Source organism: Synergistaceae bacterium DZ-S4, from assembly GCA_025943965.1.
GTDB lineage: Bacteria > Synergistota > Synergistia > Synergistales > Synergistaceae > Caenicola > Caenicola nitritireducens.
Window position 1 is genome coordinate 73,974 of the sequence record JAPCWD010000009.1, and the last position, 24,605, is coordinate 98,578.

Below are 24,605 nucleotides of genomic sequence, written 5' to 3' on the forward strand. Positions count from 1 at the left end.
GATTCAAAAGCACCATCTTTCCGGAATGATCTCATCGGAAACGATGGTGCTTTTTGTTTAGGTTCAAAAGAATAGTAATAGCAAGTATCTAGAGCCGCATGGTCCCCGATTCAAGCACTCGGGGACGACGATATAAAAGACTTTCATTAACCGCCGGGGGGTCTTCCGGCAAATTCTCCGCGATGCGAAGCGAGCAAATTCTCCAGCGGCCGAAGGACGCGAATTCTCCGCAGCCAAAGGCTGCAAATTCCCGGCCTCTTTCATCTCCCCTTAAACACCGGCTTTTCCTTTTTGAAAAATGCATCGACTGCGTTTTTGTGATCCTCGGTCTGTATGCACTGTGCCTGGAGGAGGGCTTCCTGCTCCATCAGCTGATCCAGCGTCATTGCGTCTGAGCCGTTGATCAGCGCTTTTGCCAGCCTGTGAGCTATGGGAGGTCCCTGAGCGATTTTTTCCGCAACCTTCATGACCTCTTCATATAAGCTCCCAGCGGGGAATGTCATGTTGACTATGCCGATATCTTTCGCCTCCCCGGCGCTGATGTTCCGTCCGGTCAAGACCAGTTCCTTTGCCTTTTGAAGTCCTACCAGTCTCGGAAGGGCATAAAGCCCTCCGAGGTCGGGGATAAGACCCACATTTGCAAATGCCATTCCGAACTTCGCATCTTCAGAAGCGATTATCATGTCCGCGTGGAGTGCTATGCAGAAACCTGCTCCTACAGCGTAGCCATTGACCGCTGCAATGGTGGGCTTGCACATCCCCGCAAACTGCTTCACCCACGGGGCAAACCTTTTCATGTATAGATACCCTTCGTTGGCATCAAATCCCTCTGAAAACCTCTTCAGGTCGCCGCCCGCACAGAAGGCCCTCCCGGTGCCTGTAAGCACTACAGCCCTGACGGAACTGTCCCGCTCAACATCTGCTGTCGCCTCGCAGAGTTCCTCAAAGAGTCGGCTTTCAAGGGCGTTCATCGTCGCGGGTGAATTCAGCCTTATCACAGCGACATTCGAATCTTTTATAATTTCTATCTTATCGTACCCTGACATCTCATTCCTCCCCGGCAGTGTGGATCGGTCCCTGACTCCTATGCCGAAAAAATACTCAGATACTTGTCTCCTCTGTCGGGCTGGACCGTGACCACGATGCTCTCCTTCGGCAGTTTTTTTGCCTCCTGCAGCGCCGCCCATACGTTTGCACCCGTTGATATCCCGCTGAAAAGCCCCTCTTCGGATGCCAGCCACTTTGCTGTCCTGAGGGCGTCTTCGTCACTTGCCCTTTCATAGGCTGTGACCACGCTCCTGTCGAGATTTTTTGGCACAAAGTTGGCCCCTATCCCCTGAACCTTGTGGGGACCTGCCCTTCCTTCCGTGAGAAGCGGGCTCGAAAGTGGTTCAACAGCAATTATTCTGACATCGGGAAATTCCCTTCGAAGGACTTTCCCCACACCGCTTACCGTACCGCCTGTTCCAAACCCGGCCACAAAAGCAGCGATTTTTTTGTTTTTTGGAATCTGTCTCATGATCTCAGGGCCGGTCGTCATCTCATGTGCCCAAGGATTGCCCTCGTTTGAGAATTGGTCCAGCATAAGCGCATTCTTCTCTTTTGAGAGGAACTCGCATGCGGCATCGACCGCCCCCTGCATTCCCATGGATGCAGGGGTAAGGAGCAGTTCCGCCCCGAAGGAGGATAATATCGTTCTTCTCTCTACCGACATGGATTCAGGCATTGTGAGAACGACCCTGAGTCCCATAGCCCTTCCAAGCAGCGCAAGTCCTATGCCTGTATTGCCGCTTGTCGGCTCCACAAGGACCGTATCGCTCTTCAGGTCGCCTCTGAGCTCAGCTCTTTTGAGCATTCCCCACACTGCCCTGTCCTTTATCGATCCTCCTGGGTTGGAACCTTCCAGTTTTATCCAGACACCAGCCCCCCCGGTCTCTGTCTTGAGTTTATAGAGCGGAGTGTTGCCTATCAGTTTCAATATTTCTACATCGTCAACTTTCATTTTCACCACTCCTGCACAGACCCGGTCATTCAGCTGCTTTTTCAAAGACAGCCCTTACCTTCTCTTCGTCCACTGTTCCCTCATGTACCTTTTCGTCTCCTACAAAAAAGCATGGCACGTAGAAGTAATCACACTTCTCTGCCTCTTCCGGCTGCAATTTTTCGTCGATCATCACAAACGGTATTTTTTTGTATTCCGGGTTGGAGTCAAGAAGCGACGATATTATCTTCCTCGCCTTTGCACAGTGCGGACAGCTTTCAAACATGAACATCTTTATCTCTTTCATTGCGAGACCTCCTTGTCTGCGTTTAAAAAATAATTTGTCGGTCAGTTGTGTATGACTATGTATAAATTGAGCCAGAAGGCAAAACATCCCCACAGGATGTATGGTATGAGAAGCACCGCAGCAAGCCTGTCATGTCTGTTGAAGACCGCGGCAGTCCAAAGCACGGCGAAGATCAGAAGGAATAAATTGACCAGGCCTGCGTTAGTTTCCATGAAGTAAAAAAATACCCAGCTCCAGGTCAGGTTGAGGATAAGCTGGACAAAATAGGGTATCAGCACACCGGCACTGGCTCTGTTCACGACCCTGTACGCGGAATATCCCATCAGCGCATAAAGGAACGTCCAGACTATCGGAAAGGCTATATTGGGAGGCGTCAGAGATGATCTTGACAGTTCACTGTACCAGAGCATGGAGCTCTCGTTCATAGCCCTGCCGCCGATAAATGCAACAGCAAACGAAAGACCCTCCCAGAATAAAAGGGAACGGAATACCCTCTTCATCCTGATTTATTCACCTTTCCCCTCCGACGACTCTATGAGACGCCTCTTGCTTATTTCGTCCGCGACAAAGTATGCCACGGATTCAAGGACATACATGTCTCCCTTGTATCTTCTGGGTGTATCGACTCCGAGAAATCCCCAAAATTTTCCTTTTATCGTTATCGGTATGGCATACATCTCCTCTATCCCCTGGACCGCGAGCCTTTCGTACTCTTCAGGATAGGTCTCCCTGAACTCAGAAATATCCTTTAGGAAGACTGTTTCCTGTTTCGTGAATGCTTTTTGCCACAGGGGTGACCTGTACAGCGGAAAATGCTGAAGGTTGCCTATTGCGGGTGCAACTCCTTCCGCAAGCCACTCGTTGGTCATGCTTATCGTGCGCCCGTCATCGTTGATCCTCATCATATAGCTCCTGTCGGCTTTGTAAAGCTCAGCTACGCGCCTGAGGATAACGTTCATCGACTCTTCGAGGTCTGTTGCATAAGCCATCTCGCCGATCCCCTCCAGAAGCGCCTTTTCGATCTTTAGCCTCGAAGAGAGTATCTTCTGCTGCTGCTCTTTTTCTGTGAGGTTGATAGCCCATTCTATCCTGGCAAGCCTACCGTTCCAGTCAATAAGTTTGTCCTTAAGCATGTAATGGTTCCCGGAGTTTTGGTCTGTCCGCTCCCAGATGTAATACTTATCCTTTGAGAGCAGGTCCATAGTACAAAAAGAACAGGGCTTATCCGTCCCGAAGAAGAACTCATGACACTTCCGGCACCTGAAGTCCCTTCCGACGATCCAGGGCAGCTCTCTTCCTGCTTTGTTCAGGTAGAGCAGGTCATAATTTTCAGCGTCACTTACATAGACTACGTCATCTGTCTCGTCGAGCACAATTTCCCAGTTTTTCATCTGAGATACTTTTTCATTGTAAAGGGCACGCTCCCTTGCCCTGAGGACAAATAGGCTTATGGTGTCCGATATTGTCCTGATGGTATCCTTTTCCTCTCTGGTGAAGAGATGCTTCTCCTTTAAATATTCAAAGGCAAGGACAGCCTTCCTCTTGCCTTTTTCAACTATATAACACAGCATCGTAGACTTGACGCCGCGTACCTTCATGTGGTCGTTCTCAAGGCAATCAGGGATGCCAATATCCGCATCCTCACAGAGCAGTATGTCGTTCTCATCGAGCTGAGCCTTTATCGAGGACCACTCATCCGCAGGGAATCTCTTTCCTTCTTCCTTCAGCGGAGAAACACCATCGTCACACCATTCGTACAGGATCTCGTAGTAGGTATCGTCATCAGAGAAGACAGATACGTCCATGCGCCCCATCTTGAATGAGTGTCCGACGAATTCAAGGAGTATGGGCACTGCGGTATCAACATCGTCGTACTGATAAAAGAGCTTGAGGATGTACTCAGCTACGTTTTCTCTGAAGTTCTTCTGAACGAATCCGTGAGGGACTGCTATCTCAGTCGTGCCCCTTGCCTCGCCAAGTGCAAAGAGACCGCAGCTTTGGACATCATCTGCGTACAGGGTACACTGATCCTTGCCGCTGCTCTTCGAGAAGTAAAGGGAACTGTCAGCCTTCTGCATCAGTTCATCGTAAGTGCTGCCGTGCCCGGGGTATATTGATACACCTATGCTGCAGGAAATTCCCTGTTCTGCATTTTCTGTTCTGAAGGGGCGCTTAAAGGCACTGAGTATCCTTTCCGCCTTGGTCCGGATCACAGCAAGCTCATTTATGTTCGTCATGAAAACCACGAACTCATCTCCTCCGACCCTGCCTATTATGTCCGTATCCCTGAAAAGGGACTTAAGGGTATGCGCCAGTTCACTCAGCACTGCATCTCCATATAGATGCCCCAGTGTATCGTTCACGCGCTTGAAATTGTCGATGTCGAGCATCATGAATGCTCCCTGGTTCTGATTTGCACTGATATATTCCTCAATAAGAGCTTTTGTGGAAACCTTATTGTAGAGCTGTGTGAGAGGATCTTTCATGGCACTCTCTTCCGCAGTCTGAAGCTTCCGCTTCTGTTCGTCAATGTCAGAGAGGATCCCGACTACCTTAAGAGGCCGGCCTGAGCCATCAAATATTGCAGACATAGAGACCTTATACCATCGTGAATCCCCATGCCTGTTGACCGCTTTGACTTCCGCATCGCTCTCCGTAAGTCCCTCTCTGAACTCTTCAAACAGGGTGATCAGGCCTTCAGCGTCTTCCTGTGAAAATGCCCCGTAACCTTTCAGGCTATAAGGAAAATTTTCATAACTGTCGAGAGGATCAAAGAAATCAAGGAAGTTGGAAGAGTGAGAAATAGTGCCTGTCTCTGTGTCCCATTCAAAGAATATGACATTAGTAAGTCTCTTTACTATATCGAACTGTTCCTTGTTTACATAGAGTTCTCTGTCTGCCGCCTTGATCCCTGTTATGTCTGAAAATATCGCCACAACTTCCCTGGTCTCGTCTTCATTCCTGATATAGTCTATGTTCATGCAGACCCACTTGGGGTCCCCGCTGCCGCTGTTCAGCTTCAGTTCAGTCTCGAAGAGTTCCTCATTGTCGATCTTGGACCAGAATTCCTCCCTTGCCTCGCGCGGCATCGGTTCCGAGAGTATCTTGAAAATATTGCCCCCGTAATTTCTTTCAAACTCCTCTTTTGAACAGCCTATAAGCCTGTAAAAACCTTCATTTGCAGATTTTATCCTCCACTTCTGATCCTCACGGACATAGCGGACTATCCCGCCCGGCATGCTTTCATAGATCAGAGAGAGTTCCCTGTTTGTACTTTTTATGATCTCAGAATTTTTCCTGATCGTCCTGAAAAAGAAGAGCATAAATGATCCGAAGATGGCCAAAGAGACCATAACGAATAAGATCCCTTTGAAAAAATCACCCGAGGCAGCGGCAAAGACGACATTTTCAGGAACGGAGGTGAGAAGGTAAAGGTCAGCCGTTCCTACCGGTATATAGCTGACCACTTTATTCCCGCCTTTGGTGGGATATATAATCTCGCCTGAGAGGCCTTTCTGCATAGCTCCGGCGATAGTCGCACAGTATTTGCTTCCATCTTCACCTCCGGAGGATGAAGAAAAGAGGTCGGGAAGCGCAACTGCGTCCATGTTGACCTTCGGATTGTCAGACCTGGCTATTATTGCTCCGTCTTTTGAAAGCAGGTAACAGTAACCGCCCTGCCCAAAGATGTCGAAAGTGACCAACTCGTTGAGCTTGTCCTGATAGAATCTTGCAGAGAGGACTCCGATCGCTTTACTGTCGTTTATTATCACCGAGTTGATCGTCAGATATCCGCCCTTTCCGGATCCTGAGATCCTTATGTTGGAATGGATCTGGTTCTTTGACATTATTCCTTTGAAGTATTCCTGTTCCCCTTTGTTTAAGGGGTTGCCAAAATACATGTTTCCATCCCTGTTTATGAGGTAGAGCGCGCCAAAACCTGTAAAACGGTTCTGCTCCCTGATAAACCTGATAGCCTCGGGGGAGTTGAGCTCGGGGGTAAGCCTGCCCAGCGTCATTGATATACTGGTGACAAAATCCCTGTTTATGAGAAGATTCTGCCTTAGCAGCGCAATGTTTCTTTTTTCGACATCGCGGATAGAGGCAAGTATTTCTGCTTTGACCTGATCATAGGTACTGTTCATAAACACCAGTGAAGAGACGATAAATATAAAGGCGGCAGCCATTGCTGCGGAGACTATCGTTTTTCTGTCCTGTGACTCTTTCTTATCCACCACTCAGACCTCCTCCCGGATTTTTGCACAGAGAGTACACAAAAACGAGCCCCTGAGATATTACTCAAACGCTCAACATCTGACACTTATATAAAATTTGAAATAACGCGCATTACAGGAAGCCTGCTTTGCAAAAAACCGAAAGCTGAAACAGTTACAATTTGTATTATAAATCTTTTTGTTGTAATTACATAATCTAATTTCAACAAGATCAGAATGAGCATGCTCGCATCAAACTAAATCCAGATATTATTTTGCTATTGATTTTAAATTTCAACATTAGAATGTTTGAAAGCAATGAACTTTTAGTGCCGTCATTAAAATTTTGGCAGCACTAACTTTATCGGTCAGGTGCTGCCAAATAGTAAATTACTTTTTTCTTGAGACCTAAGGGAACAAACCGATCCTTGAACGAAGGCTGCTATTTAGGAGAACTCATTATCACTTCCAGAACCCCACCGGCTATCGCAAGAGCCTTATCAGTAATGCTGAAGCAATGCTCCCTCTCGCCTCTCGGGTCAATGTCTCCGATCTTCAGCCCCTTGCTGACTTTTACAGAAGGATGGATCAGTCCCCTCACTATTCCTTCGATCTGAGAACAGACCGGCAGGCCCTTAACATATGCAACAGCATCGCCCGGCATAACTGTGTCACCTATCTGTTTTACAAGCACAACATATCCTTCGGCAGGCGACCTCAGAAGCCTCTCAACTGTGTAACCCCTGATCAGACCGGGAACTCCGGTGTTGGGTATGGCCGAACCCTTCCTTATGACTCTTCCCAGGTAATGCCCCCGTTTTGTCTCTATTACCGCGTGTACATCTTCCGGGGCTGAAAATCCGGGACCTATCCCTATGACCAGAGGCGCCATGCCCTTGTCAGTCCCAAGATTTTTTTTAGCCATAATGGCATCAACGACGAGGTCCGGCTTCAGTATGCCGATAGATGACCCTTCCGGGTCGACCAGTACCGATATTCTGCCTCTGTCAAAAGAAAAGTCTTTCAGAGAATCTATCCTGACCGCTTCCATGTCTTCAATGACTGTCGATCCGTCAAATACAGCAGAGGCCACAGATACTGTTCTCCTGACGACCAGAGGTGTCTCTGTCTCCAGAGAAAGTACCGCATAACCCGCTTTCCAGAGTCTGTAAATTATTCCTGTTGCCAGATCTCCGCCGCCTCTGACTATTGCAAGTTTTTCGCGCGTCATTGAAATATCCCCCCCACAGAGATCAAGACTGCCACTAGAGTATGCTTATTTTTAATACGTCGCACCTGAGGCATCTGCCGGCTTCTTTCTCCACCTGTTCCGGTGTGAAGCCTTTTTCCACCTCACAGAAACAGCTCTTTCTTTCGTCCGGCGATAGGATAGGCATGGCTTCGCAAATGTTGTTGCTTGTCCGGACCCAGATAAGCAACTAAGAAAGCTCTGTAGTGACTCGGTATGTTTCCTTATACAGGCCTGTCCTTAAGCACGTCCATATGGCATCCTCCAAGCTGGTAGTAGAGGCACTTCCTGCCTGAACATGGCATGCAGGGCCGTACGGATGCCGGCAGTAGGATCTCGTTTGTACCGAACCCGACAAAGGAACACTGTGTCTTTCTCGGCTGGAGCATGGATTTACCAAAAGCCCTGACTCCTATCGTCTTTTCTGTATTGCCTGCCGTTTCGATCCTGTCCATGATCTCATGGGGGGCCTCCCTGAAGCCGGGATATACCTCTGCGGATATGTATTTTGAGTGGTCACGGTATACTTTTTTACTCAGCCATTCCAGCATGGCCCTGTGCATGCCATAGAGTGCTATAGAGCCCGCGACATCAAGCAGAAAGCCGGACATAAGGTCTCCCCTCAGAGACATTAAGCTTGCGCTTTTTTTCTCTATTGCCTCTCCCACAGTCCAGACCATAAGTGCTGACAGGGATATCTCAGCTTCACCGTAGTCTATGGTATCACCGAACTTTTTTCTCATATTTTCACCTGACATGAGGAGGACGCGGGCCTTGGGGTCAAACAGCTCAGGCCCCCATTCCTCTTCCCACAGCGGGATGAATTTTTCCACGTATTTCAGGTTGTTTTCTCCCAGCGTTCTGTAATGTTCGATAAGGGCGGAAAAATCGACGGCTGCTTCAGGTCCTTCGATCTCAATTATCCCATTCGTCGGATCAACAAGGTCAGAATTGAAGTATATCCTGATTTTTTTCATACCTTTTCATCTCCTGACAAGCCGTTATACAAACAGCATCGATCTGATAAAACGTTTCTGAAAATCCTTCAGCGAAGATAGTTCTATGTACTCCATCCTGCTCATTGTTTGTTCCGTTGCGCGGTAAAAATCAGCCGAGGCAAGAGCCATGCAGGCTCCCAGACCTGAAGAGTTGAAGATGAAGCGCACTTTTTCGCGTTCAACTTTCGGAAGCAGGCCGACCGTGATAGCGCTTGCTATATCGATGTTGCTGCCAAAGGCCCCCGCGAGCAGTATTTCATCGATCCCGTCAACAGTTGTGCCCATCTGCTCCATCATTACCTCGGTACCGACTTTTACGGCCCCTACCGCAAGTTGTACTTCACGGACATCCTTCTGGGTAAGGTATACAGGATCATTGCTGTCAGTGATCAGGAAGCGGTTGATCCTGTTATCGTCGGAGCTCAGTCTGTCTTTTATTCTTTCATCAGTGCATTCTTCGTGTGTAAGCATCCTTCCCCGGCTGTCAATGACACCTTCCCTCAGAAGCATAGCCACAACATCAATGAGGCCAGATCCGCAAAGGCCTTTGGGAACAGATCCTCCTATTACTTCGTATGATACTCCCTCTTCCGTCATCGCGACTTTTTCAACAGCGCCGTTGCAGGCCCTCATCCCCTGACTTATCCTGGCCCCTTCGAAAGCGGGACCCGCTGCGGTCGCACAGCAATACATCCTTTCTTCGCTGCCAATGACAAGTTCGTTGTTGGTTCCTATGTCTACAAAAAATCTCAGAGGCTTTTCCTTATCTACAGCATGCGCTGCGATCCCTGCTACGATATCCCCTCCTACATAGCCGGCAACGTTTGGAATTAATTTAACAGCCCCGTCCGGGGCTATGATGAGGCCAAGCTCTGAAGCTGCGACCGGAGGATGGGTCCTGAACTGAGGGGAATAGGGGCTGTGACCTATGCTCTCAGGAGATATACCGAGAAAGATATGCTCCATTACGGTATTGCCTGCGACTACGACCTCACTCAACGCCCCCGGAACGGTCCCCGCCTCTTCTGTAAGGGCCGAAAAGGCTCTGTTCATTTCCTCAACGAGCATTTCCTGCATACGGGCAAGGGTTCCCGGCTGTAATGTTGAAGCCGCTATCCTCGATATGACATCATCACCGTAGGAGACCTGCGGATTCAGAAAGGAGTGGGTTCCGATGACTTTATGTCTGTCAAGATCCAAAAGATAGCAGACCACCGTCGTCGTGCCGAGGTCAACAGCCACACCCAGGCCTTTTCTGTCGGGAGACCAGTCGGCCACCGGCCTTCCTGACGTCCCCTCAAGTATCCGGCTGCCTGGATCATCGACAGGATCAATGACTCTTAGTGTCCCGCTTCCCGATATTTTTGCGCAGCAGGCAAGCCGCACACCGAAATCGATCTCTTCCTTTTTGAGAAGTTTCTTTTCCGTAAGGGTAAGCGGTGAGAGGAACCTTTCTCCGTCAATTGCAGAGACCCTGCACTTGCCGCACGTGCCGGCACCTCCGCAGTGACGTGATATATTTACTCCCGCAGCAGCAGCTGCATGGATCACAAGCTCGCCTGCCTCTGATTCAGCTTTTATGTTATCCGGCAGGAATAAAATAGTATGCACCGAATTTTCCATCAAGACCATCCCCTTGCAAAGGACAATACTTCATCCCCTATTTTACCCTGCATATAATCATCTGCGGCCTCAGCCAAAATTTCAAGTCCCCTCTCCGCTTCGTCATCGGTGATAACAAGCGGCGGTTGTATACGCATTGTGTTCTCTCCAAGAAAAGTTGTTATGAGGCCCTTTTCCCACGCCCTGTAACAAATTTTTGCACATGCGTTCCTGTCGGGTGATCCGTCGTCCCTGATGAGGTCCTGCCCGATGGTCAGGCCAAGCGAACGTGTTTCGCCGAATATCGGGACCCTTTTTTTTAGTTCTCCGAGTCTTCCTGTTATCCTGTGACCAAGCTCCGACGCTCTGTCAATAAGGCCTTCATCCTCTATTACTGCAATGGTCGCCAAGGCAGCCCGGCAGCACACGGCGTTAGCCGCAAGCGTGAAGCAGTGTCCGGGATCCATGAGTGAATCCGCTATTTCTTCCCTCATTATGAGCGCGCTCAGCGGCATACCGGAAGCAAGAGATTTAGCTGCAGCTATTATATCCGGGACCACTCCGAAGTGTTCGATGGAAAACCATTTTCCTGTCCGTCCCATCCCTTGCTGGACTTCATCTGAGACAAAAATTATCCCGTTTTCGCTGCATAGTTCTGCAAGGGCCTTCACGTAGCGGACGGGCGGAATAATTATGCCGGCGTCTCCGCCTATCGGCTCGAATATTACTGCCGCGACCTCTTCGGGAGGGAGGTAAAGCCTGAACGCATTTTTGATCTGCTCAAGACATCTAAGTGAACAATCCTCCGGGACCTCGTTCCATTCGCAATTTTTGCACTGAGGATACGCGAAATGGTGAAAACCCGGAAGCATGGGGCCAATACTCCTTCGCATGTTCAGCGATATGGCAGATGCGGAAAGGGCTCCGTAGGTACAGCCGTGGTATGCCGTCAGGAAAGATATGACATTGGTCCTGCCCGTATATTTGCGGGCAAACTTTATCGCACCGTCGATCGCATCAGATCCAGAGAGTCCGTAAGCGACCTTTTTCTTAAAGTTGCCCGGGGCGATGAATGAGAGTTTTTCCGCGAGCTCTACCGAATATGGTTCATACATATAACCTGTTGTGTAGCAAAGCAGTTTTTCTGCCTGTTCCTGTATGGCACTGACAACTTTCGGGTGGCATGTCCCGGTGTTAAGGGCTGCCGCCGAGGCAGAAAAATCTATATATTGATTGCCGTCGATATCTTTCAGCACTGCTCCCCTGCCTGAGCCGATGACAAACGGATAATAAGGGGATCTTGAACATGGAGAAAGAATGTCATTATCCCTGGCAACTGTTTTCAAACTTTCGGTCAAGCATCTCCGCATGGGCTCACCTCATTACAATAATACAGGCGAAGCCGGATTTAACGGACTTCGCCTGAAATGTCTTATAGTATCGCTGCTGAAAATACAGATCAGAGTTCAGCGGTATCTCGGGATCTCTCAGGCTTTCTGTTCAGCTGGGTGAAAGTTGATGTCGGTACGCTTCTCTATCTTGTCTTCACCGTTCTTGCCCCAGTAGATCCCTATTCCCATATACGTCATCAATATTGCTACAAGCGGGTTGAGCCAGTTAAGGAAGCAATAGGGTGCGTAGGCAAGCGTCGGGACTCCCAGGGCACCCGCCTGGAAGGCTCCGCAGCCGGTCCATGGGATTAGGACGGCTGTCAGCGTACCGGAATCTTCCAGCGTGCGTGAAAGCATTCTGGGAGAGAGTCCCGATCTTTCGACAGCGGTCTTGAACATACGTCCCGGAACAACTATGCCAAGGTACTGGTCTCCAAGGAAGAGGTTGCTGGCAAAGCATGAAACGACGACCAGAGTTACAAATCCTCCAACTTTGCGGACCTTGAAAAGGAGTGGGTTGAGAAGAACTTCAAGATAGCGGCAGCTTTCCATGACTCCGCCAAGCACAAGCGCAATAATTATCAGTGAAAGCGACCACATCATACTGTCAAGCCCGCCCCTGTTGAGAAGCTCGGTCAGCAGAGAAGCAACTTCGTGTGCCATCTCAGGCGCAAAACCTGTTATATTGTATTCTGTCAGTGCTGCGGTGATGTCTCCGGCACCAGCCTCGGCGAGTTTCGTCGCTACTGTGGAGTGGTAACCATAGTGGATCGCCTCAAGGGCTTCGCTAAGAGAGAACCCCTGGATCATAGCCAGCACGGAAGCTGCCGCAGTTCCCGCCATCATGCTCGGAAGGGCGGGGCATTTGGTGATTGCAAGCACAAGAACGATTAGCGGCGGGACTATGGCATAGATGGGGTTGATGTCAAATTCCGCGGCAAGGATCGCCTGGAAGGCATCTATCCGGCTCGCGTCAAAAGCACCCGTACCGTTGGCGTAACCAAAACCAAGGACTATCGTGATTATGACAACGATGACATATGTCGGACCTGTTGTCCATACCATTGCCCGTATATGGTCAAATAGGTTTGAGCCTGAAACAGCCGGAGCAAGGTTCGTCGTATCCGACAGGGGAGACATTTTATCTCCAAAATATGCTCCCGAGATTATGATACCCGCTGTGAGAGGTGCCGGGATACCAAGCCCTGCCGCGATACCGATAAGCGCGACTCCGACTGTTCCGCCAACCCCCCAGGACGAACCTGTTGCAAGGGATACTACCGAACAGATCAGAAGGGTGGCAAGGAGGAATATTCCCGGAGAAAGCAGATCAAATCCGTAATAGATCATACCCGGAACTACCCCTGCCTGGACCCATGAGCCGACAAGCATACCAATGGCTATAAGGATAAGCAGTGCGTCTATTGCAGAGGTGATAGCATTGCTTATGGCTGTAGAAATTTCCGTCCATGAGACGCCTACTATAAATTTACCAATAAGTCCTGCGAAAATAGCAGCCAAAGCGATAGGTACATGTGCATCCAATCCAAGACCCAAAAGACCATAACTGATAATTCCCGCGATACCCACAAATGTTACAAAAGCCAGTCCGACACTGGGTTTTCTTACCGTACTACCTTCCATTTTTCTACCTCCCGTTCTTTTTTGAAGATCGTTTCTGTGAAAAATTTTTAAAAAACTTAATAATATCCAGTCTTATGATTGAAAAAGCTCTCTCCTGTTGCTGTATCAGTTGCAGAAATCAACTTCAGGAGAGAGTGAGGATCGACTTCAGCCCTTGAGCCTCTTGTCGATCTGTTTCATCAGATCGTCCGCGGTGGGGATTATGTTGTCGTAGACTACTTCATTGTTGATTAGCATTGTGGGTAGGGTAGATACTCCGAGTGCCTTCGTCCTTTTTATGCCAGCAGCACTCTTTATCAGGGATTCCCTCCACGTGAGCCTGTCTCCGTAATGCGGTGCCACGTTTTTGACTGCTTCACACATATACTGACATGGCGCGCAGCCTTCTGAGTCGAGCGTGACTATTTCGATGAATACCTTTCCGGGTCCTATTGTCACATCTTCAAGGACATCTCCCGATTCCTCGGCCTGAAGCAGTGCGTCTTCCAGCGAAAGGAAACCGGCTGTATCCGAAGGTTCTTCACCTGTGGCGGCATATTTGCCTACAGCTTCCAGGTTGTAGAAAGGGGTATCATAGGGAAGGTCGCATCCCGGTGAAAGTATGTATCCTCTTTTTCCGCCAACTTCCATCCTCATTTTGACATCTTCAACGCTCTCCTTGGGTGAGCCGAAGAGAAGGGTCGTTGTAAGAGGAATATTGCCCTCAAAACATACCTTGTACTTTTCTGCGAGCCCTTTCACAAAAGCCAGGTCGACCTGCTCATCAAAGGCTATCGCGTTAGGAGCTGACTGCATCATGAGTTCAATGTTTTTCGTGGCGTTGCCGCAGCAGAAGAGTGTAACGATGCCGTTTCTGCCCTGTACCTCATCGATGACGGGTTTGATGTAGGGGGTCACAAATGCTTCAAAATGCTTAGGTGCGATCTGGCTTGTCATAGGATCGACTACTGCGATCACATGAGCTCCCGTCTCCATGTACCACTCGCCCATCTTACGGGTGATCTCGGCGCAAAAGGCAAGGACCTTATGAGCCTCGTCGGGCTTCTTTATCATGTCCATGATAAAAGCTGATCCTCGCAGGTGAAGGGCAAGTGTGAAGGGTCCGCAGCAAAGGGCAAACACTGCTGTTTTGTCGCCTATCTTCTCAACAAGTTTGCGGGTAGCGTTGAAAAACACAGGAAGGCGCCCCTTGTCCTTTTCAAACTTTGGAAGGTCACCCAGTTCTTTACCCTGTGCCAGCACATGACCGGTAACTGCGGGAGGGTTGTTTTTCGACCAGTGGAGACCGCAGCCGAGGACCTCCGCCTCCGCCTGAAGATCAAAAGCCGAGCAGACTCCGTCGGCGTAGTAGCGCTCGCCTGCGGCGCAAACCGCTTCAACGAGGAGGTCCTCATCCTTAAGGAGTTTTTCGGCATCCGTTCCGATAAGCTTGGCAACATGCACGCCTGTGAAGGGGACCCATGGAACGCGGTCCACTTCCTGGAATTTCAAGGCTTTCAGAACTCTTTCTTTTCCTGTCACATTCCTCACCTCATTATTCGTAAACAGCGATATGTGCAGAGATGCAATAACATCCATGCACATACCGCAGCTTCGGGATCTGTAAATTAATAGGCGAACTCGACTCCCAATTTGCTAAGCTCATCTCTCATGCGTTTGTACTGATCGACGAACTGTTTGCGCGGGACAAGGTGTTCCATGTCGTAAACTTCCTGGATCTTTTTGCCGTAGTTGTCGATCGGGATCAGTTTTTCGTACTTCTCCATGATCTTCTGGCAGATCTCATCAGCCTGTGCGCGGGTCATACGCTTGTAGAACGAGGCTTCGGACACTTCGTGGTAGAAGCGTGACTCGAGCGGCGTTGCCATGTCAGTAAACTTATTGCGGCATGTCGCTGCTCCCCACGGGTTTCCGCCTGAAGATTCCGTTGCAAGAGCGTGGTTTGCGCATTCCCAGTAAAGCTGCTCAGTTGCGGGTCCTGCGTTGGCGAAAAGGTTGTTGAGGAATATAAGGTTTGAATTCCTTGACATTGCCTGGCTGAGTACGCTCTGGAGCCACAGTATCTCTCTTGTAGTCGTCGACTGCCATTTGAGATGGAAGGGGAAGTTGAGTGCCCAGCAGGATCCATAAAGGCATGCTCCCTCAATGTTATATGCTGTCTGGAGGACCAGTGTTCCTTCTGCTCCACCGGCATGCCCGCCATAGATGGCTCCGCAAAGGTTGCCGAATACATTCCCGTAGGCGCGATAATGCATCGACTTGTTGAGCATTGCATTGTTCGTTGTCATCTCTGTCAGTATGGATACCATACGGCCATCAAGGTGCGAGGGGCGGACTCCCCATTCTTTGTTTGCCGCGGCAATCTGTGCCTGATCAGTTTCAGCTGTTCCTACAGATACCGTCCAGACATCCGGCTTTCCGACAAGGCGCTGAGCATCACGCAGGTTCATTGCATGTTCCATCGCAGCCGCAACTTCGGTAGGCGTCTGTGATGTGGCTTTCCTTCCCATGAAGTCCTCTATGAGAGGTGCGCAGAGACCGTCAAGAAGGGGCTCTTTGAGGTATGCCATACAGGCCTTCTTATGAATATCAGAGCTGAAGTTGGCATCGGGACTGAAGAGGTGGAAGGGACGTTTTTCCTTGTCCTCTACGGAACGGACCCTGAGCCAGCGCTGGTCATGTCCTGCGCCTATCATGTAACACGGCCTCTTCGTGTAGAGCACTTCATTTACTTCTTCTTCTGTGAACTTGATGACCCTGTGACTTTCCTGGTGGTAGACACCGACAGAGACAAAGAAATCCTTAGCGGCTTTCCATACGCGGTCGGCCAGGTCGTCATCACAGTTTACGATGGTTTTCCCGTCATACTTGATGTTGTATTCTTTTACTACCCTTCTCATATTGGGAATGAAACTCTTGAGCATCCATTCTGACTGGTCTCTAAAGAAAGGACCGTTTTCAACTTTTTCAAATACTTCCCACATTCTGAATGTTGACATCTTTGTTTCCTCCTCTGTTAGTTTCTGCTAAGACCTAGCCAAGCATATCTTTAAGCTTGGCAGCGAATTCAAAGGCATCAAATGACCATAGGTCAGCTCCTATGCGTTCAGCCCATTCGACCGAGGTAGGTGCTCCTCCTACACAGACAACATACTTGCCTTTATCGCCGGTCTCTGCGACAAGCTTGATAAATTCTTCCTGTCCCGGCATTGTCGTGGTCATCAGTGCTGAGATACCAACAGCGTCAGCTTTTTCTTTGCGAGCCGCATCCATGTAAGCAACAGGGTCAACATCTGAACCAAGGTCTACGACCTTAAACCCGTTAGCCTGGAGGACTATGCCTATGATATTCTTTCCTATGTCATGAAAGTCTCCCTTGACTGTTCCAATTACCACTGTCTTTTGTGCGGCTTCTGCTGATTCGGCAACAAGGTGTTCCTTGAGCACATCCATGATCTGCATAAAAGCATCTCCGGCGATCATCAGGTCGGGAAGGAAGGCTTCAAAGTTTTCAAACTTATCGCCAAGAATTCCCATTTCCTCGGTCAGACCGCCCATTATATCGTGCGGCGCAATACCCTTCTCAATAAGATCTTTTACCATAGCTACCGCTGAATCTCCGTCTCCCTCGATCATGTGCTTACGAACCTGTTCAACTGACATTTCTGATACCTCCGTTAGTGTGATTTTTTCATTATTTTCGAAAAAACTTTTAAACTTGATTTTTTGCTCAATGGACCCATCCTAACAACCCTGCATAAAAACAATGCAAAAAGGCCGGACCACCGACTCATATCCGCCGATTTTCCGACCTTTTTCATAAAAAGTTTTTTGCACTTTTTAACAATCAGGATCTGAAACTATCAAAAATCGTTCTTCCACCCTATCTTTTTTTTCATTTCATTCAAGTTTTCACGATACCACTCAGGGCTTTTTTTGAACAGCTTTTTGGAAACATCTTCCGGGATATTTTCTATAGAATACAGAGAAAGCTTGGACCAATAAAGAAAAGTCTCCCATGTCGGCCTCCCGGTCTCAGAGACAAATTTTTGAGCATGGGAGTAATAACAGACAGCATCATCCCACTCCCCCTTCATTGCAGAGAGGAGTCCCATAAGGCTGTATCCGATACCCCCTCCCTGAAGTCCCCCGCTTTTCTCGGTATGTGTGATCGCGTACAGCTTTTCCATCCTTTGCAGCAGTTTTTCCGCATCATCATACTTACCGTTGAGGATATTGCAAAATGCTGCTTTCGCAAGTGAAAGGCCGAGCCCGCGGTAAATTCCTATTGATTCCCCGATACTGATGCATGTAAGGTAGTAGGAGAGAGCCTCTCTGGTTTTGCCTTCCGCAAGGCAGGCATCACCCCTGAAATGCTCCGCCGCTACAATGCATACCGTATAACTATCGCCCTCTTCCTCCAGCTTTTCAAAAAGAAGCGTTGACATCTGGAGTACTTTGAATGCTATTCCGAACTCTCCCTTAAGTATTGCGGATATACCTTTAAAACGAAGGGCGACTCCCATCCACTTATGCAGGTGATCTTTTATTGAAAGAAGGTAGACCCTGTTCGCGAATGCGGAAAGCCGCCTTTCATCGTCATTCTGTATAGCCAGATAACAAATCTGTACACATGCCTCAACGACAGGTTCCGTCTCTCCGATTTTTATCGCCTTTTCAAGACCTTCCCTCAGTGCGCCTTCCGCGTCCTCGTATTTCCCGCTCCACCATAGCATAGCGCCCCGAAGGATCAAAAGGTCCCTTTCGATCCGCATCATCTCGGGCTTCCTGCCTGAGACCCGCACGATCCTGTCCATTAGTCTGCCGGTCTCTTCGAGAGCCGACTGAGTATAGTCCAAATCTTCCAGGGTCGGTACATATTTCATCAGGTCATGGTCTGCCAAAGTCGGAAAGACCTCGTGCGCCGCTTTGAAGTGCTGTTTCAGCTCCATAACGCGCCAATACAGCTCTTTTTCTTCAAGACCGGCTTCATGTGAATGAAAACAGAGCAGAGAGTATATTTCTCTTTTTCTGTACTGGTAAGGTGATATTCCTGCTTCGAGCACTTCGATGTTTTTGAGGTGCAGGGCCTGTTTTCTGGTAGCGGACATATTTGCCAGGAGAGCCTCCCTGATCTTTACATGGGTAAAGTAATAGATAACATCTCCTTCTTCGTTGTTTTTTTCCTTTACAAGGGCGTTGTTTTTTATGTTTTCGCATATTTTTGAGAGTTGAAGCGGAGAGATGTCCAAAACTTTGCTGATGTTCAGCATTGAGGCATGGTCCGGTTCAACTGCCAGGGCTTCCAGAAAGAGCCTCTCATCCTTGCCTGAGAACTCTATGACGGACACAAAGGGGTTGTTTGATATGATCCCTTTACCGTCTTTTACAGGCAGTCCCGCATTGAGCAGCTGTCTGATGAAGAACGGATTGCCCTCCGTCTGCAAATAGACATTTCGTATGTCCTTCTCTGTCCACGTACTGTCAGGAGCCATTGTGCGGCATATCTGACCTGTCTCTTCAAGGTCAAATCTTCTGAGTGTTATCTCAAACTTCTCAAATGGTTCGGTCTCAAAGGAAGTCCTGAGCATGAACGTAGGCCTTATCTCTTCGAAGCCTGATATTATCAGGTGGAGCGGCGAAGAATAGTCCCACATGATGGTCTCAAGTATCATCCAGGAAGCGTCATCCATCCAGTGTATGTTTTCTACGACAAGGAGCTTTTTCTTACTTTCTTCAGCAGAGGCAGCAACATTCATCCGGACAAGCTCGGCTATCCGCGAGTAGTTCAGCTCACTAAGGGACGAAATGTCTTCAGACTGAGGCAGGGAACATTTCTGTCGCTGCAGCATTTGGATAAAAGGGACCATCGGCCTTTCTTTCTCTTCCTGTGTGCACCTTACATAGTGGCTCTCCCATCCTCTCTGGTTGAGACATGATACGAGCTCATCTATAAATTCAGTCTTGCCGATGCCGTTCTCTCCCCATACCAGCCCGCAGGAGGACTTACCCGAACTTTCAGTCTTTATCATAAAGTCAAGCATCTTAAGGATCTCCGAACTTCTCGAAAGGGGCGTATCGTCAGATGATTTGGGCTGTTTGTCCAAAACGGGAGATTTCTTCTTCACTATTGACGAGATATCTGATAGATCCGTGCAGATACCCAGGTCGTTTTCTATTCTTTTTGAGAATGCGTGGGCTGCGTCAACAGCTTTGACTTTCTGGCCGGTTTTAATGTAAAGCCTGACAAGCTCTCCGTGGATCTTTTCATTATAGGGCTCCCTCTCTGCAAGCAGCTCATAACATTCAAGAGCCTTTTCGCAGGAATCATCTGTCTGGCTCTCAAGAAAAGCGTTCGCTCTTTTCCTGAGGCCGTCTACAAAAAGCTCATGATAATGCTGACGTTTGGGAAAGAGCCAACAGCAAAAAGATTCCAGATCCTCCGCTTCCGGCAGATCCATAAATATTCCGTTGATTTTTATCATCTCATTCAGGGATAACCTGTCGAGGGAAGAAAGCAGGTCCGTGTCCCGTGCTATGTGCAGAGATGGTTTTATTGAAACGACTTCCCTGTTGTTCATCTGCACAGGAATGACTGTCCTGACATAGCTCAGGGCATTGCTGAGGTTCCGGCGGCCTTTTTCTGTCTCCTTGTCAGGCCACAGATATTCACACAGTTTATCCCTGCGGATGTTTTTTTCCTCAATAAGCATAAACGTAAGGAGCTTGGCTTTTAGAAACGGGAAAAGGACTTTGGCCCCGTCTACGAAAAGTTCAGGCACCCCAAGGAGACATGCCTTGTGCTTCATGAGCATTGCCCTCTTTCCGTGGGTATTTACCAGAACATTATAACAGAGCGGATCTGTGGGGTTGCGTTTCTTTTCAACAGACACCGTGTATGCCCCGGAACACTAATAAAAGAATAAGCCCGCCTTCAGGAAGGGCAGACTTATCTAAGTGGGCGCGGAACAGATCCTGTTAAGGGACGGGCACGTGTATTCGGGTCAGATGTTTTTTTCACCTTCGGCATAAAATGGACAGTCTTCCTTGAGACATTCAAGGTTGAATTTGCTGAAGGTGCATTTTACCTTCTCTTCTCTGCCAATATCGATCCCAGTCTGCTCAAAAATATACTCAGCGCCTTCCTGCAGCGCTATCAATGTGTTTCGTTTACAGCACCTGGGTCCTCCGATCTCCGCCATCCTTTTCAGGGTGCGGACAGTGATCCCGTTGCAGAGTCCCCATGTCTCCTTTGACATAGGAGTGGTCCCGGTATGGACGCTCATGAAAATACCTGTCCCTATTGCCGCGCCGCATGCTCCGTAGAAACCGCAGAAAGCGGGAAGGACGTTTTTCGACCTCTTTTCGATCTCAGCCATTTTTTCTTCATACTGCCTCCGGCCTGTTTTCTGAAGACGGCAGACCAGCGTCATAAGAACGGCAGGGACCAGGTAATGGTGTACGAAGTTATGCATCGGAATATCCGTTTCCTGCATAATTGAAATGGCCATCGAACAGGGTGTTGCCGCTGTTTTTTGATCCATATACTCCATGCATTTTTTTGTGACTGTATCAAAACTTCTGTCGTTGTTATTGCTGTCCATAATACACTTTTCCCTCTCTCTGTTTATATCAGCCAAACCTGACTTCAAGCATCCTGAGCCCTTTGGACTCAAACATTCCGGGTATTTCCCGGCGCGCTTTCTTTGTCCTTATGAAAATGGCAAGGTTCCTCGGCATTTCAAAATTTTCATCGGCATCAGAATAGACAGGAGCGGAATTTCCAACTATGTCGAAGACCTTCCATTTTCCGTCGGTATCCTTGAAATATCCCTTCGAACGGATAATGTCGTCAGGCAGATCCCGGAGGATCTCTTTGAACAATACCGGATCACCTTCCCAAAATACGCTGAGCGAGGCAAGCTTATCCGGGGGAGCCAGATGGGCATCCATGTCATTCAGTGTCTTTTCTATGAATTTTTCCCAATCCTCTGTGCAGGGCAGGGCCTGTGCCTTCTCCTCCTCTTGTGGACATACAAAGACATCCCATGGTATGTTGCCGTACAGCGCATGCCTGATCTCTGCCGAAGGGTTAAGGTCTCTGATGTGCTCCTCTATCGAACTCAGTTCTTCTGCAGAGACAAGGTCGATCTTGTTGATTATGACATGGGAGGCTGCCTCTATCTGTTTCGGTACGGCGCAAAAGAGGTCTGCCCAGTCCTCGAATCTTTGGGCATCCGCAACGCAGATATTGCCGCAAAACCTGTAAAAATCATGCAGCATACCATGGCCCAGGTCACGCTTCATGTCGGTGGTATCGGCTACTCCGCTTGCTTCGATCAAAAGAACGGACGGCTTGTAGTCACGGAATATCGTATAAAGTCCTCTCAGGAAATCTCCCTTTGCACATGCGCAGAAAATAGAGCCGCTGCTTATCTCAATGATTTCAAGGCCGTTTTTGCGGACCACATCTCCGTCGACCCCTGCTTTTCCGAATTCATTCATGAGAACGGCAGCCTTTTCCCCTTCCGGCACTGTTTCAAGCAGCTTCTTGAGCAATGTCGTCTTTCCGCTTCCCAAAAAGCCGGAGATGAGAAAAACTCCGCATTTGTTCTGTTCCATCAATAAATCTCCTCCCAATACATGTTGGCAAATTCGATCTTATCAAGCATCATCCCGAAGACCGAGAGAGACCGGCATATGGTCTGTTATGAATTCTCTTCGCTTTCACAATACTCAATGAAGTCCCTGACAGACTCCCTGACGGCACTGGCAAGGCTATCGATGCGCTTCCTGTAATCCTGAAGCGTATCGATCCAGAAAATAAGGCATATCTTCCCTTCATCCGTTATGCTGTATATCCGTCTGAGCTGGGTCTCGCTCCCTGCATCGATTTTAGATCGGAGCAACCCTGCCTCTTCCATTTTTTTCAAAGTCCTGTAGAGCCCTGTGGGATCAAGGCTGCTGTAATCCATCACATCGCTCGAATAAAGCCTCTTAAGGATCGAAAAACCGTGGAGGTCATCCTTCATCAGCAGCATCAGTATCGATGGCTGGACGAACCTGTCCAGGAATGACCCCTTGCACGCACATTTGTCAGACATGGCGGACCACCTCTCATATTAGACAATGTCCAATATAATAATACAAAACCCCTTCTTAATCAATAAAAAAAGAGCCTTCGCCTTTTGACGAAAACTCTGAATTTTCTGGAGCGGAAGACGGGATTCGGACCCGCGACCCCAACCTTGGCAAGGTTAGATATGCACACTTCAATCAAAATCGCATAAACCTGAATATTACTGAATAATCCTGATTATTACTGAATTTTACCTGCTTCCAGCATAATAATTTTATGTGGGATAGTTGTTTAAAGATGTATTTTTTAGTATATTGGTTGAGTAAAATGTGAGTAAAATATTGGGGGATGAAGATTATGCAAGTACTTCTTACAGAAGAGTTCGTGGAACAGGCAACGTGTCCGGATGACAAAAAATATATCGAATACTGCGACATTGAGACCCAAGGCTTGATATTGAGGGTAAATCAAGGAGGAAAAAAAACATACGCCATAAGGTCTAGAAAATTCGAGGGAAAGGTTCAGTTAAAGAAGAATATTGGTAATGTTAAAGATATAAAATTCACCAAAATTCGCACGATTGCAGAGAAGTATATAAAACAATATGCTGCCGGAGGGGCTCCGCTTGATCCCATTAAGAGAAATAGAAGCGCAGGTATCCCTACACTTGAAGATGTATACGAAAACTGGTGTGCTTGGGAAAAGAAGCAGGCTCAGACCAGACGAAACTGTACACACAGCTCTTACTTGGCATTGAAAGACTTATATAACGTCCGTATTACTAACATCGACAAGGCAAGGATAGAAAAATATCAAGCAGATGAGAGCATGGCAGAAAAAAAGGCTTCGACAATAAACAGAAAATTAAGAGAGTTAAAATACCTGTGCGTGTGGGCGTGCGAGCATTATGAACGATTAAAAGACTATGAGTATCCCAAATATAAGCAGTTATCGGAGATAGGCATTGAACCTAGGATCCAAGAGATACCTGAAGTGGACCGAAATATAATAATCGCAGCTGCGTTAGAGCAATCAAAAGAAATATACACTATAGGCGATAAAAAATGTGATATGGGATATATATACCCGTTAATCATCCTCATGATGTATACCGGTATACGTCCTGTTACTGCACTGGGACTTATCTGGAGGGACATAAATTTAAAAAAGAAAAAGTTTCTTGCCCGCCACACTAACAATCGAAAAGCAAAAACAACGTGCTGGCTGTATTTATCTGAAGCTCCGTATCACGCTTTGAAGGACTGGAAGGATAAGAACCCAAATGCGAAGCCAGACGATAGACTCTTTCCTGTTTCTTCGATAAAAAAACAGTTTAAAAGTGTTCTCCGCCGTGCTGGAATTGATGAAAAAAAGTATTCACCGTATAGTCTTCGACACGGCTTTGCCATGCTGTTGGCCGAAAAAGGAGCCGATCCGCTCCAATTGCAGAACGCCCTCACGCATGCCGATTTTAGAACTACACAACATTATATTGATGCCCAAGAGGAAAGACAGCGTGCGGCGATGGCGCTTCTTGATTGATAACTAAGGAGATATTTATAATTAAGATAGGCTTCACTTTCAAAAAAACGTACATGAGAAATCCCACATAGAGTTAATGACTGTTAGGATAGACGCCACGTCAGTTTAATAAAATATTAATGTCTGACAACCATGATATATGCATGTTTTTGCTTTGACTAGCCGAAAAGAATTAAGAGTTCATTATTATAAGTTTATGTTTATTATTTACAAAAAAATGTAACGGTAGTAATATTTACAATATTATCAGAAAATTAAGGCAAATCAGCCCCCCTAAAATGCAGGGAGATAATTCAAATTAAGGAGGTCAATGAAATGGCAAATGTTTTAGATGCGACTCTTTATCAAGCAACACTGCACAACGACATCAAAGCGGTAGAGGATGCGCTCAACAAAGGAGCCAACCCCAATGCAAACGATTTTAACTGGGATCAGGGTACCGCTCTTATTGAATCATGCAAAAACGGGAATAAGGATATTTGTCTTTTACTGATCAGCAAAGGAGCACAAATTGGTTTAATGGATAAATATGATAATCATCCCATCCACTATGCGTGCTTGAATGGACACTCAGATATTGCAGAAATATTGGTTCAGA

Annotated in this window: 20 protein-coding genes; 2 read left to right on the top strand and 18 right to left on the bottom strand. The window is 47.9% G+C overall.

From position 1 onward, the window contains the following. Positions 1-260: 260 nt before the first annotated feature. The 18 genes from OLM33_07210 to OLM33_07295 form a co-directional block, all read right to left on the bottom strand. The gene (locus OLM33_07210; GenBank protein MCW1713450.1) at positions 261-1,046 is read right to left on the bottom strand and encodes an enoyl-CoA hydratase; all 786 of its coding nucleotides are present in this window, start codon (positions 1,044-1,046) and stop codon (positions 261-263) included. 38 nt (positions 1,047-1,084) lie between these two features. Beyond that, complete coding sequence (gene cysK, locus OLM33_07215; protein ID MCW1713451.1) at positions 1,085-2,002, bottom strand: cysteine synthase A; 918 nt, start codon at positions 2,000-2,002, stop codon at positions 1,085-1,087. A 25-nt stretch (positions 2,003-2,027) separates the two neighbouring features. After that, complete coding sequence (locus OLM33_07220; GenBank protein ID MCW1713452.1) at positions 2,028-2,288, bottom strand: glutaredoxin; 261 nt, start codon at positions 2,286-2,288, stop codon at positions 2,028-2,030. A gap of 41 nt (positions 2,289-2,329) precedes the next feature. After that, positions 2,330-2,788: a tryptophan-rich sensory protein gene (locus OLM33_07225; GenBank protein ID MCW1713453.1), complete on the bottom strand. Its 459-nt coding sequence runs from the start codon at positions 2,786-2,788 to the stop codon at positions 2,330-2,332. Between the two features lie 6 nt (positions 2,789-2,794). Next, the gene (locus OLM33_07230) at positions 2,795-6,523 is read right to left on the bottom strand and encodes a diguanylate cyclase (GenBank protein MCW1713454.1); all 3,729 of its coding nucleotides are present in this window, start codon (positions 6,521-6,523) and stop codon (positions 2,795-2,797) included. Between the two features lie 421 nt (positions 6,524-6,944). After that, entirely contained in the window at positions 6,945-7,733 is a 789-nt protein-coding gene (gene yqeB / locus OLM33_07235) for a selenium-dependent molybdenum cofactor biosynthesis protein YqeB (protein MCW1713455.1), read from the bottom strand. A gap of 34 nt (positions 7,734-7,767) precedes the next feature. Continuing rightward, positions 7,768-7,899, bottom strand: coding sequence for a hypothetical protein (locus tag OLM33_07240; GenBank protein MCW1713456.1), 132 nt, complete (start codon positions 7,897-7,899; stop codon positions 7,768-7,770). A 76-nt stretch (positions 7,900-7,975) separates the two neighbouring features. Next, positions 7,976-8,728 (bottom strand): hypothetical protein, encoded by a 753-nt coding sequence (locus OLM33_07245; GenBank protein ID MCW1713457.1) that lies wholly within the window; start codon positions 8,726-8,728, stop codon positions 7,976-7,978. A gap of 24 nt (positions 8,729-8,752) precedes the next feature. After that, complete coding sequence (locus OLM33_07250; GenBank protein MCW1713458.1) at positions 8,753-10,372, bottom strand: ASKHA domain-containing protein; 1,620 nt, start codon at positions 10,370-10,372, stop codon at positions 8,753-8,755. Further along, positions 10,372-11,721, bottom strand: coding sequence for an aminotransferase class III-fold pyridoxal phosphate-dependent enzyme (locus OLM33_07255; GenBank protein ID MCW1713459.1), 1,350 nt, complete (start codon positions 11,719-11,721; stop codon positions 10,372-10,374). The genes OLM33_07250 and OLM33_07255 overlap by 1 nt, the downstream gene beginning before the upstream one ends. 117 nt (positions 11,722-11,838) lie before the next feature. Next, positions 11,839-13,386: a Na+/H+ antiporter NhaC gene (gene nhaC / locus OLM33_07260; protein ID MCW1713460.1), complete on the bottom strand. Its 1,548-nt coding sequence runs from the start codon at positions 13,384-13,386 to the stop codon at positions 11,839-11,841. 147 nt (positions 13,387-13,533) lie between these two features. After that, positions 13,534-14,907, bottom strand: a complete 1,374-nt coding sequence (locus tag OLM33_07265) for a uroporphyrinogen decarboxylase family protein (protein ID MCW1713461.1) — start codon at positions 14,905-14,907, stop codon at positions 13,534-13,536. A gap of 86 nt (positions 14,908-14,993) precedes the next feature. Then, the gene (locus OLM33_07270; protein ID MCW1713462.1) at positions 14,994-16,385 is read right to left on the bottom strand and encodes a monomethylamine:corrinoid methyltransferase; all 1,392 of its coding nucleotides are present in this window, start codon (positions 16,383-16,385) and stop codon (positions 14,994-14,996) included. Between the two features lie 34 nt (positions 16,386-16,419). Beyond that, on the bottom strand, positions 16,420-17,049 hold the full coding sequence (locus tag OLM33_07275; protein MCW1713463.1) for a cobalamin-dependent protein: 630 nt from the start codon (positions 17,047-17,049) through the stop codon (positions 16,420-16,422). Positions 17,050-17,249: 200 nt separating this feature from the next. Beyond that, a complete protein-coding gene (locus OLM33_07280; GenBank protein MCW1713464.1) occupies positions 17,250-20,279 on the bottom strand; it encodes an AAA family ATPase in 3,030 nt (1,009 codons plus the stop codon). Positions 20,280-20,390: 111 nt separating this feature from the next. Beyond that, positions 20,391-20,990 (bottom strand): DUF5714 domain-containing protein, encoded by a 600-nt coding sequence (locus OLM33_07285; protein ID MCW1713465.1) that lies wholly within the window; start codon positions 20,988-20,990, stop codon positions 20,391-20,393. 28 nt (positions 20,991-21,018) lie between these two features. Next, the gene (locus OLM33_07290) at positions 21,019-22,008 is read right to left on the bottom strand and encodes a hypothetical protein (GenBank protein MCW1713466.1); all 990 of its coding nucleotides are present in this window, start codon (positions 22,006-22,008) and stop codon (positions 21,019-21,021) included. 86 nt (positions 22,009-22,094) lie between these two features. Then, positions 22,095-22,490 carry a helix-turn-helix transcriptional regulator gene (locus OLM33_07295; GenBank protein ID MCW1713467.1) on the bottom strand — a complete coding sequence of 132 codons (396 nt, stop codon included), beginning with the start codon at positions 22,488-22,490 and terminating at the stop codon, positions 22,095-22,097. Positions 22,491-22,822: 332 nt separating this feature from the next. Here OLM33_07295 and OLM33_07300 point away from each other — a divergent pair, with 332 nt between their 5' ends. Together OLM33_07300 and OLM33_07305 are read left to right on the top strand one after the other, a co-directional pair. Further along, on the top strand, positions 22,823-24,007 hold the full coding sequence (locus tag OLM33_07300; GenBank protein ID MCW1713468.1) for a tyrosine-type recombinase/integrase: 1,185 nt from the start codon (positions 22,823-22,825) through the stop codon (positions 24,005-24,007). Between the two features lie 315 nt (positions 24,008-24,322). Next, a partial coding sequence (locus OLM33_07305) for an ankyrin repeat domain-containing protein (protein MCW1713469.1) occupies positions 24,323-24,605 on the top strand: 283 nt, incomplete at its 3' end.

What these genes read in the sequence shown, in the direction of transcription:
- OLM33_07210 (MCW1713450.1), bottom strand. Translation starts at nt 1,046, where the DNA reads ATGTCAGGGTACGATAAGATAGAAATTATAAAAGATTCGAATGTCGCT.
- cysK (MCW1713451.1), bottom strand. Translation starts at nt 2,002, where the DNA reads ATGAAAGTTGACGATGTAGAAATATTGAAACTGATAGGCAACACTCCG.
- OLM33_07220 (MCW1713452.1), bottom strand. Translation starts at nt 2,288, where the DNA reads ATGAAAGAGATAAAGATGTTCATGTTTGAAAGCTGTCCGCACTGTGCA.
- OLM33_07225 (MCW1713453.1), bottom strand. Translation starts at nt 2,788, where the DNA reads ATGAAGAGGGTATTCCGTTCCCTTTTATTCTGGGAGGGTCTTTCGTTT.
- yqeB (MCW1713455.1), bottom strand. Translation starts at nt 7,733, where the DNA reads ATGACGCGCGAAAAACTTGCAATAGTCAGAGGCGGCGGAGATCTGGCA.
- OLM33_07240 (MCW1713456.1), bottom strand. Translation starts at nt 7,899, where the DNA reads ATGCCTATCCTATCGCCGGACGAAAGAAAGAGCTGTTTCTGTGAGGTG.
- OLM33_07245 (MCW1713457.1), bottom strand. Translation starts at nt 8,728, where the DNA reads ATGAAAAAAATCAGGATATACTTCAATTCTGACCTTGTTGATCCGACG.
- OLM33_07250 (MCW1713458.1), bottom strand. Translation starts at nt 10,372, where the DNA reads ATGGAAAATTCGGTGCATACTATTTTATTCCTGCCGGATAACATAAAA.
- OLM33_07255 (MCW1713459.1), bottom strand. Translation starts at nt 11,721, where the DNA reads ATGCGGAGATGCTTGACCGAAAGTTTGAAAACAGTTGCCAGGGATAAT.
- nhaC (MCW1713460.1), bottom strand. Translation starts at nt 13,386, where the DNA reads ATGGAAGGTAGTACGGTAAGAAAACCCAGTGTCGGACTGGCTTTTGTA.
- OLM33_07270 (MCW1713462.1), bottom strand. Translation starts at nt 16,385, where the DNA reads ATGTCAACATTCAGAATGTGGGAAGTATTTGAAAAAGTTGAAAACGGT.
- OLM33_07275 (MCW1713463.1), bottom strand. Translation starts at nt 17,049, where the DNA reads ATGTCAGTTGAACAGGTTCGTAAGCACATGATCGAGGGAGACGGAGAT.
- OLM33_07285 (MCW1713465.1), bottom strand. Translation starts at nt 20,990, where the DNA reads ATGGACAGCAATAACAACGACAGAAGTTTTGATACAGTCACAAAAAAA.
- OLM33_07290 (MCW1713466.1), bottom strand. Translation starts at nt 22,008, where the DNA reads ATGGAACAGAACAAATGCGGAGTTTTTCTCATCTCCGGCTTTTTGGGA.
- OLM33_07295 (MCW1713467.1), bottom strand. Translation starts at nt 22,490, where the DNA reads ATGTCTGACAAATGTGCGTGCAAGGGGTCATTCCTGGACAGGTTCGTC.
- OLM33_07300 (MCW1713468.1), top strand. Translation starts at nt 22,823, where the DNA reads ATGCAAGTACTTCTTACAGAAGAGTTCGTGGAACAGGCAACGTGTCCG.